The organism is Alloscardovia theropitheci (assembly GCF_004332295.1).
Lineage (GTDB): Bacteria > Actinomycetota > Actinomycetes > Actinomycetales > Bifidobacteriaceae > Alloscardovia > Alloscardovia theropitheci.
The window spans coordinates 23,156-38,332 of sequence record NZ_RXLP01000012.1 but is presented as its reverse complement, the minus strand read 5'-3'; the positions used below and the strand labels follow the sequence as shown (position 1 = coordinate 38,332).

The following is a 15,177-nucleotide window of genomic DNA, read 5'->3' as shown; positions in this document are numbered from 1 at the left end:
GCCGGTAAGTTTGGCATGATGCCAGCACAAGATGCTACACCTCTGTCTTTGATTCTGACGGAACTTGTGACTAACTGTGTTGAGCACGGATTTGAAGACCGTAAGCAGGGACATATTCAAATTTCTGCCTTACGCGCATCGAATGATCTCCATATCATTATCGAAGACGATGGTATCGGGATCGATTCTGAGGCAGACGCGGATACTATGTCTGCTAAATCTTCTGGCTCGGGACTTGGAACTCAAATCGTAAATACGTTTGTGCAAAATGATTTTAATGGTTCCATTCACTGGGCCCCGGGCGAAAATGGTGGAACTCGAATTGAGCTTACAATGACTTTACGTGCTGCTGAATAATGTTTATGTAACGTCTAAAGCAATGTGTGGTTGGTAATCGTTTTGGATTACCAACCACACATTGCTTAATAAATACCGACTTACTAGTGATGTAGACCTAACGAAGCAGTTCGGCGAGCGCGCATTGCACGGCGCTTGAGTGCACGGCGTTCGTCTTCACTCATACCGCCCCACACACCGTAATCCTGATTCGTGTCAAGCGCAGTACGCAAGCAAGAATCAATTACTTCGCAGGAACGGCATACGGTTTTAGCTTCTTCAATCTGCTGATATGCAGCTCCTGTATTGCCTACAGGAAAGAAAAGCTCTGGATCCTTATCGCGGCATGCTGCTTTTGCACGCCAATCATAGGAACTGCTCATATTGCCTCCTCTAATCTTCCTTCAATATAGGAAACCACACTGTGTCTAAATTTTCAAGAGTTTCGCCAGAATTTATTGAGAAAAATTGAATTACTATTGGTTTTTTATCAAAAAGTAGACAGCGTTGCGGATGTGGGGAAGAATATTCTTTGATTAGCTCCTTAATTTCGGGTGGAATTGAGTGGTGTGAGTATAAGAATATGGAGTTGCCTTCTAATGAAGTAATAATTGTGGCTTGCTCCCACAGGTGCCTATCTTGCTGAGAAACTGTGTTAAGAAAGCGTGACCATGTGGGCACAGCGATTATGAGATGAGTATAGGGGTCATGAAGAAGAGCAGATAATTCAGGGTCGTCATGAGAAGGATATGATGGAAACCATCGTGTCACAATGCGGGTTACTGATTTTGTATTGATTGGATTTCCGGCTTGGAGAGGCGACTGCGATATATGAGAGGAGCGCGATTGCTGAAATGAACATGACAGTTGTAGCGACTGTATGATGCTTGTCATATTCATGTATAACGATTCCAATGGCATATGAGTGAGAACGATAATTTTCTTCGCGTTGATATTACTCATGACAGTATTATGGGGTGAGTCGGTCAGTGAGGACGAGAAATCAAATTTATAAGGGAGATAGCACATACCATCATCGGACATGCCAATCGTAAGAGTGCTGGTCGGCTTAGTCGATGGTGTTTCTTGAGAATCGCGAACTAATGTATTTGGCATTGGGCCAGAGAAAAGTTGGGGTGGAGCTTCCATGCGCATGAAATGCATGGCATCGTAACAGGATGAAACAAAATCTGAAGTTAGCCGCGCAAAATTGATAATGCATGGATGTATGGCTGTCCCTGAGTGTATAAATGCGCCGCCTTGGATAGAGCGCGGAATCTGAGAAGCAGCGGTAGAACCAAGAAAATCAAGAGACTGTAAGGCATCAATAACGCGCAAGCAAATATGAATAGGCATATTGGCTTTGATATGGGTGCTCACTTGGTTAATAGGGTTTTGTGTGCAGATAATGCAGTGAATCCCAAGAGAGCGCCCTTGAGAGATAAGGGTTGAGAAATGCTGCGAATATTGAGGTAATTGAGAGATTAGGACGAAAAATTCATCCGCAATAATAATGAGTCTCGGCTCATGGTATGGTAAGTCGTCCACAGACGAAACGTTAAACTGCGATAATATTTTTTCTCGTCGAATCATTTCTGCTATAAGTGCCCTTATGGCACGCGCAGCATGCGCTAAATCAAGATTATTTACTGAACCAACACAGTGGGGAAGCATACGAGCAATGTGAAAAGTAGCTCCACCCTTGAAGTCAAGGAAAACAAAGTGAATATCGTTTGGGCTGTTATGGCTGGCTAGCTCAACAGCCCACCGTTGAAGTAGAACCGATTTCCCAGATCCTGTCGTACCAGCTATAAGAGCATGCGGACCATCGGCTGGCAAATCAACAGAGACATTACTTCCGAGCACTATACTGCACGTGGGTTGAAGCCAAGAATGAACTAATGATTTCCATATGTGTGAGCAGATATTGGGTGAACATGTACGAGATGAATGAACATTCGAAGAATGGTGCTGTGACACATAAGAAGAGTTACTTTTAGGGATTTCATCTGTACTTTGTGAGTGCGCATAATATAAGCGGGTAAGTTCATCGATAAGCTGCTGGTCTTTTTGCTTTGACGTGAGTTCTTGGGTAGCGCGTTTAGCAGTTTCCTCGTGTGAACTCGTAGTAGTCTTCTCATTCATAAGCGTTATGACAAGGGACATCACCGTCATAATAAGAGTTGGCAAAAGGAATATAAGATACGCCCATTGTTTATTCAGTATCATCCATACGATTATGAATGCATAAGTTAGCAGGGGAGCAGTGAGCATCATTATGCGAAGAATGTGACGACGCGTTTGCTGTGATGTATCTTTTGCTAGCGTCGTAGAAGCTTCTTCTTGATGAGAACGCTTTTGGATAAAGCGAGAAATAAATGATGCCATGAACGCAACTTTAAAAGCTGCATGCATGGCATTCAAATCATCGGAGGAATGTGAACGAATGTGAATACAATCGTAAATTACTGGCCGGTATAGCCTCCGACAGAAGTTCCTTCAGAAATAGTGCCGGCGTTGAGAGAATTAAATAATTCTGTATTCTTTTCAGCATCGAGATGAACTGCTGAGCCGATTCCACCCGGTTCATAATCAAGGTTATCGAAATAGACACTTCCTGTAACGCCATGAGAACCAGAGGCATCTCTAAAAGCAAGAGCCATAGAAATCATCGAACCAGTGTTAGCGCTTTTATCTACAGATAGTGCCTTAAATGTGGCAGAAGCAACGCGAATCGCTTTGCTAGGATTTGTCAAGGTACTTGAACTAGCTGCCTTGTGCATAATTGCGCTAATAACTTGGCGTTGACGCTTAGCGCGACCGATATCTCCTTCAGGATCTGCATAACGCATACGAGCAAATGCTAAAGCTGTAGGGCCATCTGCAACATGACATCCCGCAGTCCAATTGAGTGTAGAGTATGGATCATTCACGTCGTTGTCATAGCACAATTCAACACCATCAAGAGCGTCGACGATATTAGCAACGCCGTCAAAACCTATCTGTGCGATATGGTCAATCTTTGAACCAGTAATGCTTTCGACCGAAGAAATGAGCGCATCATAGCCAGCAAATTGTGCAACAGAATTAATTTTCATTCCTTCGCCATTGACTTCTACGTATGAGTCTCGCGGAATGGAGATGAGTGAAGCAGGTCCACTTTGTGGCTTAGTGAGAACTAAGATGGTGTCTGTCCTAAAGCCGGTAAGTTGTCCTGCATCGCCACTTCCGACAGTTTGACCTTCGCGCGAATCAGAACCAAGAATGAGCCACCTGTGTGCAGCCGAATTATCTGATGCATTCGTCAAATCAATTGTTCGATTAAGCTGGCTATCTACCCAGAACCACCCCCAAACACCGAAGATAAGAGCAATCGCAAGAATTATCGCAAGGACACTAGCGATAATGCGTCCTGCACGTCCTTTTCGTACAGCAGCGCCATTTCGCATCGGCGCAACCGATGAAGCTCCTCCTCGCGATGATGAGAAAGAGGCCGGTCGCGAAGAATTACTTGAAGCAGGTGTAGAGCGTGCATACTCATTGCCACGTGACGATGATGGCACTCGCGATGTAGAAGAGTTAGCTGTCCTACCTTGTGAGCTGCGCGACGAGCGAGATGATGCAGACTGACGTGGTGTAAAGGACTGTGGGGTGCCATCGAGTGGGCGAGGTGTGGCGGTGCGCCCAGAGCCGTTTCGCGATGAAGAAGACCGAGGTGAAAAACTCGGTGGAGTCGCCGAGTTACCCGAAGCGCGCTGTGCAGATGAGCGCTGTGCTGATGAGCGCTGTGAGCCATTGTTTGGCACATCGCGATTTGCATTATGAGAACGCATGGGAGCAAAGCTCGGTGGAGGAGTTTGCTCGCCATTATGCTTGCTCTTGTCGTTATCGCTACTGTTGTTCTGAGATATTCTCGCCATGGTACTTCTCACATGAATTGTATTTTGTAATGATGAATAATGGAATTCATATCCACTTAACTGATAGATTATTAACTAATAGAGCAGAACGTGTAGTTGAGATATTCATCAGCTAATCCAATAGACCATCCACTCGTTGGGGAGTAAATCACACCAGTTTCTGGATCGACGCGTCCGCCTGTTGCAGGATCAATGAGTGTGCCATCTGCTTGCTTAATCAAACCGGTGTTTGGATCAGGAGTCTGCGTTGATTGATTAGCATCTTGAGATTGAGAGTTTGAATCTGAATTTGTTTGCTCAGCAGAATTGTTATTTGAAGAATCCGTACTCTGTTCAGACTGCTCTTGAGACTGTGCGTCAGACTGAGTGCTCTGAGAAGAAGCAGAATTATCTGATGATGAATCTGCATCTGAAGGCACATCAGTTAATGGTAAGTCGTTCTTAATACGATCCCACAAAGTATCTGCCTCGGAGGTCCACACAACGCGATTAGGATCTTGTGCCCAGTTAGCTACAGGAACTGTTTGAGAATAGATTCCTGAAGTTTTGAAGTTTCTTAAACTTGATGCTAGACCAATTAATGTTCCTGAATCTGCCATTCCCTCAGAGATGTTCAAAGACTGAAGTGCGGTAGTAGCAAGCTGATAGAGCTTATCGAAATTGGTGAGGAAGTTTTGCTTTAAGGCTTCTCGAATAAGCATCTTAATAAGATATTGCTGTCTAACTGTACGCATAACGTCAGAGCCATCGCCAATGCCATGGCGAATTCGAGCGTACTGTGTAGCTTGCACACCGTCTAAATGATTAAGACCATGCTGGAGAGACATATTAGTATTCTCGTCACTAAAGTCTTGGCTGATGCATACATCGACGCCGCCTAGCGCATCAATCATATTTTTCAAACCGCTAAAATCAACTGTAATGAATTGCGAAATGCTCAAACCAGTCAAAGAGTTAATCGCGCTCAACGAGCAGCTTGCGGCTGATGCTAAGTCGCCGCCTTGATTATATGCTTCAGCAAAAATGGAATTAAACATGACATTTGTCTGAGCAGGAATCGTTCCTTTAGAAGTGGTGCAACTTGGTACGGAAACTATTGAGTCGCGAGGAATGGACACGATATCAATAAACTTTCGATCGGCAGAAATGTGCACAATCATAGTGGTATCGGCTTGATGATTTCCTGTATTTTCAGCGCCATCACCGCTAATAGCAGCATTATCACCATCTCGGCTATCTGTGCCAAAAACAACGAGATTAAGTGCTTTGCCCGCATTAGGGTCAACGATTTCTTGTTTTATATTCTTCTGCGAGATGACACTGACCTTGGCATTGCTGACTGTTTGAGCAAATTGCGTATAAACACTAGCAAAAACACTACCAGCAAAGACAAGTACAGCTACCAAAACTACAGCAATCGCTTTAACCCATGAGAAAGGAGCTTTATATCCAAAAGAGTGCGCCGGAGCAAAAGGCAATTTTGCGCGTTGAATATGAGATGTTGAATGCTTTGATTTACGTTGTGCCACTCTTAAAGCCTTTCCAATACATGTATCTTTTTAAGTTTATAGAAACTCCTTGAAAATATGATTATTCTGCTACATATTTACACACTTCTTTTGAGAAAAGTAGGACATAATATATGCGAGGTTTGTATATACCGGTTTGCTTTGTGAAAGAAAGACGTATTAAGAATGGACGAATTTGCTCAGGAAGTGAAGTAAATTCATCTCAAATTAGTCATTTACAGTCATATAGTGTAAAGACCGTGTTAGTAAAAGAGGAAGATTTTCGCGATTCGTCGTAAATTAAACTAAGGTAAGTCTTGTGAATAGATTGCATCATAGTACACAAATGACGCGAGAAGCGGATAGTAGTGAGAAGATGGGGCTTGCACAAGCTTGTGTGCAGGCTGCACGACAGATACGCTCTCTTTCCTCAACGCAGCAGAGTATAGACTCAACAATTACCGCTGTAATTACCGTTGAAGATGATACGCGTTACTTACCAGATACGTTGGCGGCTGTCATGAATCAAACAGTACTTCCTGGTAACGTGATTATTGTTAACTGTGCGCATGATGCTGAAAAGATGACTCAATCGGATGAACGCTTGCTACGCACGGCTTTAGATGTCTTTACTACTCATACTGATGTCGTTACTTCAAGTGGTCGCTCTTATGGTGAAGCTGTGACTCAGGCAATTAACCATGCATTGGATAGTGGGTTAATTGCAAATTCAGTAGAATATTTGTGGTTGCTTCACGATGATTCACGTCCACTTGATAATACTTATGTTGATACGGTAAACGAAGTTCGACACAACAATGCCTCAGTAAGTATTATCGGTGCAAAACAATTAAGTTGGGATGGTCAGGTTCTGGCAAATGTGGGGTATTATGCACAAAGATATCACCGTATCACCTCACTTGTCGTTGATGGTGAAATGGATCAAGACCAGTATGATTCACGTCAAGACGTTTATGCTGTCTCGTTGACTGGTTCGTTTGTGCGCATTTCTGATTGGATGCGTTTAGGTGGCTTCTCTAACGCCTTAGGAACTTTCGGCCAATCGCGTGATTTTGGTCGACGTGTGGCTCGATCAGGTGGGCGCGTCATTGTTGAACCTCGTGCGCGTATCGGACATCGTCGTGCTCGTTTTGAAGGTGTGCGAACACCTCACGGAACTATTCATGAATGCATACCTGAAGATTTACGAACCTATAAAAATAGCGCGTTTAGTGTATTTGCGTCACGCGATGCATATTTCTATTCCGATATGTCTATTATTCGCTGGATTTACTTGTGGCCATTAAGCTTGTTTGTTGCGTGTGGGCGAGCTATAGCATCGTTTATTAGGAAGCAACCTTATGAAGCGATATGTGAACTTATTATGCCGTGGCATAATCTCATACATTGTGTTGCTATCGCTTCAGCGCGAACGACTTTAAGTAGTGTACAGAAGTTATCAGTATCAAAGTTATCGGCTGTGAGCGCGAAATCTGAACAAGTTCGTGTGTATAAAGACCATATCAATGATTTATTTGCGCAATACAATAATAAAGTAATAAGTCCTATGGTTCGTGTGCACTTGCAAAAATTAGCACGGCAGCGTTACGCCTGGCTGGCACTGATTACTGTTGCAGTATTCGCGATTAATTGTGCTGTGAATTTTGCTGCTCTTCGTGCTCTTTTTGCAGGAGAGCATTTAGCATCAAGTACATTAATATCTACTGCATCGTCAACTCGCGAACTTTTTGACGCGGCAACGACTCCGTACTCTTTTGCTGTTCTCGAAGGTGCATCTGTCCCATCATCACCATTCTTGCTTATTTATGCCCTTGCGTCGCTTTTTACTTTTGGACATGCTTATGCGACGAGCGCATTGATAATTCTTGCTAGTGTACCGGCAGCAGTGATGAGCATGTGGGCATTGGCGGGTATATTTACTCGTTCAAATATCGCGCGAATTACTATTGCATTAGCGTGGGTCGCTTCAGGATTCTTTACGGGTGTCTTTGTAACGGGCAACCTTGCGATGATGGTAACATATGTATTTTTGCCTGCAGGTGCTGCATTTGCAGCAAAAGCAGTAGGGGTTTATCAAACCGAAGACCCAATTGAGTCAGAGCCATCTATCCAAGCAAGTGCTTGGGCGGCTCTATGCTTCGCTGTAGTCTCCGCAAGTGAACCACAGCTATTCCTCATAATGATTGCTGTTGCATTAGTTTTGTCTATAATCTATCGTCACCATGTGTTGATGATTGCTTCGATGGGAATCCCAAGCATCGTTGTGCTTTTCCCAACTATCGTCGCAGTGATACGTCAACCGCAATCATGGGCACAACTTTTTGCTGATATCGCAAACACCGCATATGTAAACGCTAGTGTTCTTCAAGTTTTCGTTCCCGGGCAGACACAGCTGTGGGGGTCGCAACTTGCAGGAACTCTCGTAATGGTTATAAGCATCGTTGCATCTATCATGCTAGTAATTATGGCAGTTATTTCTTTGACTGTGCCATCGTTGCTTAAGCCATCGAGAAGTATGTGGGCTGTTATTCTTGCTGGTCTTGCAATGAGCGTATGTGCGCCACACATCGCTGTTTCATTGGGAAGCGAGTCAGTAATTTATGCGTCTGTTCTTCCAGCAAGCTCGGTAGTGATGATGGCTTTGCTGACATTGCTAGCGATGATGTCAGGGCCAGCAACTACGCAGTTCATTCCTGTTTTAACTCAGGATAAATTGGCACGTCAAGCTCAGGAAGAAGCAATTGAAGATCCAGCATTGAGAGGACTTTCTCGTTCTCCTGAGCGTACTGCATTCGCTGTCAGTCGCGGATTTGTCGTAGCAATTTGCGCGTTGATGACATTGACATGGGCAGCAGGTGCTAGCGCATTCTTCACTTCACAGCATACGAATGTTCATGTCAGCTCGCAAACCTTACCGATAGTTGCACAAGAATATGTAACGGCAAATCCGGCACGTCGTATTGCTGTTGTGCAGTTTGATGACAATCACCACATGAATTATTCGATTCTTTCAAGCGCACATGGCGATATTATTACGTCGTCAGCTGCAGTTGACGCAAGTCGTGCTACTGGCATCATGACATCGAAAACAGAAAATAATGTTGCTCAAGCTTTAGCGCAGCTCGTAGAGAGTAATGATGATGATTCTATTACCGCTTTAAGTAATGCCGGAATCGGTGGAATTTATGTCATGTATTCTGGCAATGATATTGACTTTAGCACTTTCGTATCAAATGCTTCTGGAACCAATAATACGGAAACTGTTGTTAATAATAATCAGGGTGCTTACATTCGTATATCGATTAAAGCAGCGTCTGAGCAAGGCGTTGATATGAGCGGATATAATCGCATAGCTCACAGCACACAGCGCTACGTATGGATAGGTGTGCTTATTACTGTTGGTCTTATTTACCTAATTTTGGCAATGCCACGATTCTTTGCGCGCGGGGAATAAGAGAGGGAGATAATCAATGAGCGATAAAGAACACAATATGGACGATAAGAAGTCTGCGCATAATTCTCTTGGACGTAAAGTGTTGACAGTTACCGGTGCTACAGTAAGCGCACTAGTATTAGTAGCAGGCTCCTTCTATTTGGGATCTGGTCTAGCTTTTCCGCGTCAAAGGGTAGGTAACGAGCAATTGTCAGCGACCTCTGTTCATGATGTCGCTCAATTAAGCTCAACATTCTATTGCCCGGCTCGTATGGATTTGGCAGATTCTGAAAGCTACGGCGATTCTGATTTCCAAGCAAGCACGGGGAACCTTACTAGTACGTCTCGTATCTCGATTATGGGGTCTTTGTATCAGGCAAATATGCAAGGTGTAGGTAATCAAGATCAACCTACATCATTATTGTCTGATTCCGCGATGAACGATGATAGTGTTCGTAGCACGTCGACAGATGGGACAGCCTCCTCAATAATCCATACTCGAACTCTTAGCGCAAAAGCCTTCACAGGAGCTAGCGGTACTGTTGCTTCATGGGCATCTGATGCTGATTTGCGTGGAATTTCGGCGTCATCATGTGTATCTTTTGCTACAAGTCAGTCCTTCCTCGTACCTGCAACGTCAACGGGTTGGTCGCAGCAGTTAATCGTGGCAAATGCTTCGGATAAGCCAACGTCAATTACCTTGACTGCTTATGGCTCACAATCAAATCAAGAGATTGCATTAGAAACGCATGCTACCGCAACTATTAATGCTCATTCAGAATCAATAATTGATTTAGGTGCTGCTTTTAAATCTGATGATCCTACATATGTTGTAGTAGATAGCGACTCAGCTCCCGTAGCTGCTGTAGTTCGTGCGGTTCATATGAGTGGTTTGACTCCTCAAGGCTCGGAGTACATACAGCCGCTTAACGCAACTCGTGCTCAGCAAGTTATTCCAGCGCTTTCCGGAGTGCAATCTGCGCAATTTGCGTTATTTGCTCACGATGGTGGAACTGCGAAATTCACTTTCTTAGGGAACAATGGTGAAATTTCCTCTCAATCGCTTCAATACCAGGCTAATCAGGTAAGCGTCACTCGCATGAATATTCCGCAAGATTGTGAGTCTGTTCTTATCGATGCTACGAGTGAATTCTCTGCTTCAGCTTATACAACTGTTTCCGGAAATGATGGGCAAAGTGATTTTGCGATGAATCAATCACAGTCCGCACATAGCGCATATGCTGTTAACGCGCTGGACGGTGTGAATTCGCGTATTGATATATCGAATCTTGCAACCTCCGCACGAAGTGCACAAGTAGTAGGTTTTGCAGCTGATGGCTCTCGTGTAGGTCAACGCGATATTTCAATTAGTGCGCATGGTGTCTATAGTTTTAGCGCTACAGATATAAGTGACCGCGCTGCAACCATTCAAATTTCACAGTCGGGGGATAATCAAAGCGATAGTCTCGTTGTAGGGCAATCCCTGAGCGTGGATACATTAGCATCTGCACAAGTTGCCCAACGTGCTGTGCTGACAACTCCATCAGTTGAATTATTCACAACGCAATATACTGTGACACGTCAGAAAACGATTTTGAATTAAAATTCATCGTTCCATGTGGGGTCAATACTTTTAGGAGATAGGCCGTATAGATTAGACAATTGCTGAACAATTTGTTCGCGAATGATTAATTGAAGCTCGAGCTTATGATGTGCTCGGGCTTCAATTGGTTTACGATACAGAGCGATACGAGCGGGAATCCCATGTGCTGCTGGAAAATTCTGAGATAATGCGACAGAATAATGCTCCCAAGCAAGTGGATGAGAAGGAGGTACATCCTCAACAGCAAATTCGACGCGGTTAAGCAGACTTGGCCATGCTCGTTTAAGTCTTTCGACTTGTGCGAGTACTTGATTATCAAAATATCCCGTAGCTGTGCGATATCGGGGCAGACGTGCGCCAAAAACAGGCCGGCGTATCCCGCGGCCGTGACGATTACGATATGTAGAATTATCCCATGGCAGATTGCTCATACACACTAGCATAGCAATCTTGTTACAATAGTGGGAGAAAAGGAGGCAATATGTGCGATGAATTAGTGGTTCCTCAATCAACAGATGTTGATACGAGCGTTTTAGCAGATCATGCACGTTTGCTCGCCTTCGATTTGGATAATACCTTAGCGCGATCAAAGATGCCAATGAGTGATGAGACAACCCATTTATTTGCTTCCCTCACGCATATATTACCCGTTGCTATCGTTACTGGCGGACGATATGAGTTGATTGAGTCTCAGGTTCTGGACGCAATTTTTGACTACGCGCATAAGGAAAATCTTGTTCTTTTACCTACTACAGGCTCGGCATATTATCAGTGGAATGGGCACAGATTTGAGCGTATCTATAATATAGAGCTTTCTCATGAGCAGAAGCTACACGCGAGCGAAGCCATTAAACTATGCGCGCAAGATTTAGGATTATGGTTTGATGATATAGATGGTACTCATATTGAAGATAGAGGCAGTCAGATAACTTTTTCCGCTCTAGGGTCTCGTGCCCATGCAGATATTAAGGAAAAGTGGGATCCGCGGGGAAAACTTCGGGCGCCTCTTGCAGAGCGCTTACAAAAACTACTTCCAGAATTGAATGTGCGTATTGCTGGTACGACGAGTATTGATGTATCGCATAAAGGTCTTGACAAAGCTTACGCGGTTCGCCAGCTTGCTCGATTGCATACCATAGATGTACATGACATTGTTTTTGTGGGTGATAGGATGATGCCGGGAGGTAACGATTATCCCGCCGCACTCGCTGGAACGATGGCGGTAAGTGTAGAAGGTCCTGATGATACGAATATGTGGATGAAACAATTTATGGAAAAATACACGCGGGGACTGCGTATAGATATAGTTAGCCGTAAATTGTGGATTTATGGGCGTGAGATAACGATTTCAGATTCTGAGTTTTCGCTTCTTTTGGCTCTTATGCATGCGCAAGGAAAAGTCATTAGCCGTGAGAAGCTTATGCAGGATGCATGGAAATACGCTCCGTCAGGAGATACAAGGCTTCTTAGTGTCTCCATTGCTCGTCTACGTTCAATTCTTGAAGATAATTCTCATATGCCACGACGTATTGTTACGGTTCGCGGTGGGGGATATCGCTTCTCATATGACTAAATCGTTCTGGGAAATCAGGCATATTCTTCTTGCTTGAGGTAATAGATATATTATGCGAGCAAGTGAGAGTATTTAGTGTGTTGTCACATTCGTTCACAGTATTGTATGAGCTTTTGTATGCTGTGTGATTAGCATTACTATCAAGTCATGATACAAGAACTCTGGCAGGCATTATTGCTGATTATTTTTCCTCGTTCATGTGCTGGATGCGGCACGAAAGATACCATATTATGCAAAAAATGTATGCGCTTATTTGATAAGGATATCGAGCGTGAAATAGCACATTCTTTTATGGCATTTTCATGCGCATATTATGAAAAAGAAGCGCGGTCAGCGATTTTATCATGGAAAGATCATGGTGATGAAGAACTCGACAGTATCTTAGGTGCTATTATGGCTCGGCGATGCATACGGATATTAGAACCATTGCTATCGCGTCAGATGCAATTATGCATTGTTCCAGTTCCTTCCTCTCCGTCATCGATTAGACATAGAAGAAGAGCGCATATGATTCCTATAGCGCGAGAAGTTGCTCGAAGGATTAATACATCCTTTAGTGAAGGTACAACGCACTGTAGTGCGCATGTGTGCCCAATTCTCAGCATTGATAAACGAGTCCATAAAGCCGTGACTGCTTCAGGTAAGCAGAACAGACTGCGACGATTAGATCGGAGACTACAGATTAAGCCATGTACTCATGGCGAATCATCATATGTCATTCTTATGGATGATATCGTGACAACCGGCGCTACTTTGCGCTCTTGCGTACGTATGCTACGGTTACATGGCAAAGAAGTTATCGCGTGCTGCGCGCTGTGTGACGCGCACACAGAAGAATATTTAAGCTTTGACAGTGAGCATCTCTGACCATACCGTAGTAGCGCGAGGCGATAGGTGAGAACGTTTCATAGACCAATGTGCTCCTGTATCCTGATTGAGTCTACCCTTAGCTCTAATACCACCATATCCAAGACCTACACGATAACTTCCAAAACGCTGCCGTGCTGCTTCGAGAGCTTGCGATATGCCATTGTCTAACTGCGCTTCAAAGACGTCAAGGGGATGATAGGCGTCTTTATCGATAAGTCCTTGAAGTATGACTCCTGCGCGGGCATAGGCAGCTCCAGGGACTATCTGATCTTGTATTGCTTCAAAAGCATATTTAGTAATAATGAGAGGGTCGTTAGTTGGCTCGGGGAAGAGCTTAGTGCCTCTAATATGCGAAGAGATGTCTGAGGTATTGTAACGCCCAGTAGAACAGAAGACGGATATAGAGGAACATAAACTTGACTGCATATTTAAGCGATGTAAAGCCTTCTGTGTGTATACGCTTACTGCTTGATGGAGATCTCGTGGGTCGCGAATAGGAGATGAGAACATCCTTGAGCACATAATTTGTGTTGTTCGTTTCCCGTCTAAAGCACTATCACTCTTAGAAAAATCGGTACAAGCAATACCGCGTAATTCGAGAATCGTCTGCTGTATAAGAACACCAAATTTTTTGCGCATCATCACACTATCACTATCGCGCAAATCGGCAGCTGTAAGAATATTCATACTCATGAGTTGAGGGGCAAGACGCCGTCCGATTCCCCATACGTCTTCGACAGGAATGTGCTTTAAAAAATGTGGATCACGCTGCATCGCGTCTTCCCAGCTTATAACATTGCGGATTCCTAAGTAATGCTTGGACCAGTGACTGACAATTTTAGCGAGAGTGGGTGTAGGGGCGATTCCAATGGAAATAGGAAGGCCAAGCCCTTGCCATACGGCTTCTCGCATACGTCTGCTTCTGTCTATCAGTTCAGAAGTATTTCCTGTGACATCAAAAAAGCATTCATCAATCGAATAGATATGCTGATGAGGAAAGTGAGAGTCCATGATATGCATCATGCGGGCAGACAGACTAGCATATAGTTCATAGTTTGAGCTGCAGGCGACCACTCCATTGCGTGTAGCTTCCTCGCGAATCTTAAACCAGGGGATGCCTTCAGGAATACCGAGTTTTTTAGCCTCGGCGCTGCGAGCTACGACGCATCCGTCATTATTGGAAAGTACGACTATAGGGGTTCTGTACAATTTAGGATTAACAACGCGCTCGCAGGAAGCAAAGAAGCTATCTGCATCGGCGAGAATAAACTGTCGTTGAGGTGAGTTTGCAGAATCTTTAACGTTAGATGTATCGTATGTCAAGCTTGTCATGATACTTACACTCGTACTCTCTTGAATAAATCCGTGATGGAAGATTCTTATGCGTTCATGCGTATAGTTGCACGTTCGCATTGAGGGTGATAGTTTCCAATGACCACACCCCAGATAGTTACTGATTCGTCAAAATACAGTTGAATATCAGGGAACTGGGAATTCTCTGCGTGAAGTACAGGCTGTCCAGAAGTATTCGATATTAAACGTTTGACAGTAAGCTCTCCATCGAGGGCTGCAATAACAATATCGCCATCTTGGGGAGTGAGAGAACGGTCAACGATAGCAAGATCGCCATCGAAGATTCCCGCGTTTGTCATTGATGTACCTGAAACGCGCACGATAAATGATGTATCGGGATGTGTAATAACGTTTGTGTCGAAAGAAAAATCTCCGGAAAAGTAATCTTGCGCTACAGACGGGAATCCCGCATGCACGGCCTCAAGGGCGATAGGAACAGCCATCACAACCACCTTTCGAACATTTGTTCGAATAGTTTTTCACGTGCACTGGACGAAAAAGCCTCTCACAACATGCCATATAAAACAAGCTGTGAGAGGCGGTATTGAAGAGAGATGGAG

12 protein-coding genes are annotated in these 15,177 nt (G+C 44.1%); 5 read left to right on the top strand and 7 right to left on the bottom strand.

Going from position 1 to position 15,177, the window contains the following annotated elements; translation table 11 throughout:
- A partial coding sequence (locus EJ419_RS02630; protein WP_131283373.1) for an ATP-binding protein occupies positions 1 to 357 on the top strand: 357 nt, incomplete at its 5' end.
- Positions 358 to 440: 83 nt separating this feature from the next.
- Here EJ419_RS02630 and EJ419_RS02625 read toward each other — a convergent pair.
- The 4 genes from EJ419_RS02625 to EJ419_RS02610 all read right to left on the bottom strand — a co-directional run bounded on the left by EJ419_RS02625 (position 441) and on the right by EJ419_RS02610 (position 5,785).
- Positions 441 to 719 (bottom strand): WhiB family transcriptional regulator, encoded by a 279-nt coding sequence (locus EJ419_RS02625; protein ID WP_131283372.1) that lies wholly within the window; start codon positions 717 to 719, stop codon positions 441 to 443.
- Between the two features lie 10 nt (positions 720 to 729).
- Positions 730 to 2,724, bottom strand: coding sequence for an FtsK/SpoIIIE domain-containing protein (locus tag EJ419_RS02620; RefSeq protein ID WP_165496203.1), 1,995 nt, complete (start codon positions 2,722 to 2,724; stop codon positions 730 to 732).
- A gap of 77 nt (positions 2,725 to 2,801) precedes the next feature.
- The gene (locus EJ419_RS02615) at positions 2,802 to 4,256 is read right to left on the bottom strand and encodes an LCP family protein (protein WP_240680310.1); all 1,455 of its coding nucleotides are present in this window, start codon (positions 4,254 to 4,256) and stop codon (positions 2,802 to 2,804) included.
- Positions 4,257 to 4,327: 71 nt separating this feature from the next.
- Positions 4,328 to 5,785, bottom strand: coding sequence for an LCP family protein (locus EJ419_RS02610; RefSeq protein WP_131283370.1), 1,458 nt, complete (start codon positions 5,783 to 5,785; stop codon positions 4,328 to 4,330).
- A 325-nt stretch (positions 5,786 to 6,110) separates the two neighbouring features.
- On the opposite strand from EJ419_RS02610, the gene EJ419_RS02605 reads away from it, so the two are divergent.
- On the top strand, positions 6,111 to 9,239 hold the full coding sequence (locus EJ419_RS02605) for a glycosyltransferase family 2 protein (RefSeq protein WP_131283369.1): 3,129 nt from the start codon (positions 6,111 to 6,113) through the stop codon (positions 9,237 to 9,239).
- 16 nt (positions 9,240 to 9,255) lie between these two features.
- Complete coding sequence (locus tag EJ419_RS02600; protein ID WP_131283368.1) at positions 9,256 to 10,821, top strand: DUF5719 family protein; 1,566 nt, start codon at positions 9,256 to 9,258, stop codon at positions 10,819 to 10,821.
- Here EJ419_RS02600 and EJ419_RS02595 read toward each other — a convergent pair.
- A complete protein-coding gene (locus EJ419_RS02595; protein WP_131283367.1) occupies positions 10,818 to 11,252 on the bottom strand; it encodes a metallopeptidase family protein in 435 nt (144 codons plus the stop codon). The genes EJ419_RS02600 and EJ419_RS02595 overlap by 4 nt on opposite strands.
- A 50-nt stretch (positions 11,253 to 11,302) precedes the next feature.
- Here EJ419_RS02595 and EJ419_RS02590 point away from each other — a divergent pair, with 50 nt between their 5' ends.
- Both EJ419_RS02590 and EJ419_RS02585 read left to right on the top strand, forming a co-directional pair.
- Positions 11,303 to 12,394, top strand: coding sequence for an HAD-IIB family hydrolase (locus tag EJ419_RS02590; protein ID WP_131283366.1), 1,092 nt, complete (start codon positions 11,303 to 11,305; stop codon positions 12,392 to 12,394).
- 147 nt (positions 12,395 to 12,541) lie between these two features.
- Complete coding sequence (locus EJ419_RS02585; RefSeq protein WP_131283365.1) at positions 12,542 to 13,261, top strand: ComF family protein; 720 nt, start codon at positions 12,542 to 12,544, stop codon at positions 13,259 to 13,261.
- Here the strand turns inward: EJ419_RS02585 and EJ419_RS02580 are convergent.
- Both EJ419_RS02580 and EJ419_RS02575 read right to left on the bottom strand, forming a co-directional pair.
- A complete protein-coding gene (locus EJ419_RS02580) occupies positions 13,235 to 14,596 on the bottom strand; it encodes a Y-family DNA polymerase (RefSeq protein ID WP_131283364.1) in 1,362 nt (453 codons plus the stop codon). The genes EJ419_RS02585 and EJ419_RS02580 overlap by 27 nt on opposite strands.
- Positions 14,597 to 14,643: 47 nt before the next feature.
- Positions 14,644 to 15,060 carry a LexA family protein gene (locus EJ419_RS02575; protein ID WP_131283363.1) on the bottom strand — a complete coding sequence of 139 codons (417 nt, stop codon included), beginning with the start codon at positions 15,058 to 15,060 and terminating at the stop codon, positions 14,644 to 14,646.
- Positions 15,061 to 15,177: the final 117 nt, after the last annotated feature.

Excerpts from the sequence above, each read along its gene's own strand:
- EJ419_RS02615 (WP_240680310.1), bottom strand. The coding sequence starts at position 4,256 with ATGGCGAGAATATCTCAGAACAACAGTAGCGATAACGACAAGAGCAAG.
- EJ419_RS02600 (WP_131283368.1), top strand. The coding sequence starts at position 9,256 with ATGAGCGATAAAGAACACAATATGGACGATAAGAAGTCTGCGCATAAT.
- EJ419_RS02605 (WP_131283369.1), top strand. The coding sequence starts at position 6,111 with ATGACGCGAGAAGCGGATAGTAGTGAGAAGATGGGGCTTGCACAAGCT.
- EJ419_RS02575 (WP_131283363.1), bottom strand. The coding sequence starts at position 15,060 with ATGGCTGTTCCTATCGCCCTTGAGGCCGTGCATGCGGGATTCCCGTCT.
- EJ419_RS02625 (WP_131283372.1), bottom strand. The coding sequence starts at position 719 with ATGAGCAGTTCCTATGATTGGCGTGCAAAAGCAGCATGCCGCGATAAG.
- EJ419_RS02590 (WP_131283366.1), top strand. The coding sequence starts at position 11,303 with ATGTGCGATGAATTAGTGGTTCCTCAATCAACAGATGTTGATACGAGC.
- EJ419_RS02585 (WP_131283365.1), top strand. The coding sequence starts at position 12,542 with ATGATACAAGAACTCTGGCAGGCATTATTGCTGATTATTTTTCCTCGT.
- EJ419_RS02595 (WP_131283367.1), bottom strand. The coding sequence starts at position 11,252 with ATGAGCAATCTGCCATGGGATAATTCTACATATCGTAATCGTCACGGC.
- EJ419_RS02580 (WP_131283364.1), bottom strand. The coding sequence starts at position 14,596 with ATGACAAGCTTGACATACGATACATCTAACGTTAAAGATTCTGCAAAC.
- EJ419_RS02620 (WP_165496203.1), bottom strand. The coding sequence starts at position 2,724 with ATGGCATCATTTATTTCTCGCTTTATCCAAAAGCGTTCTCATCAAGAA.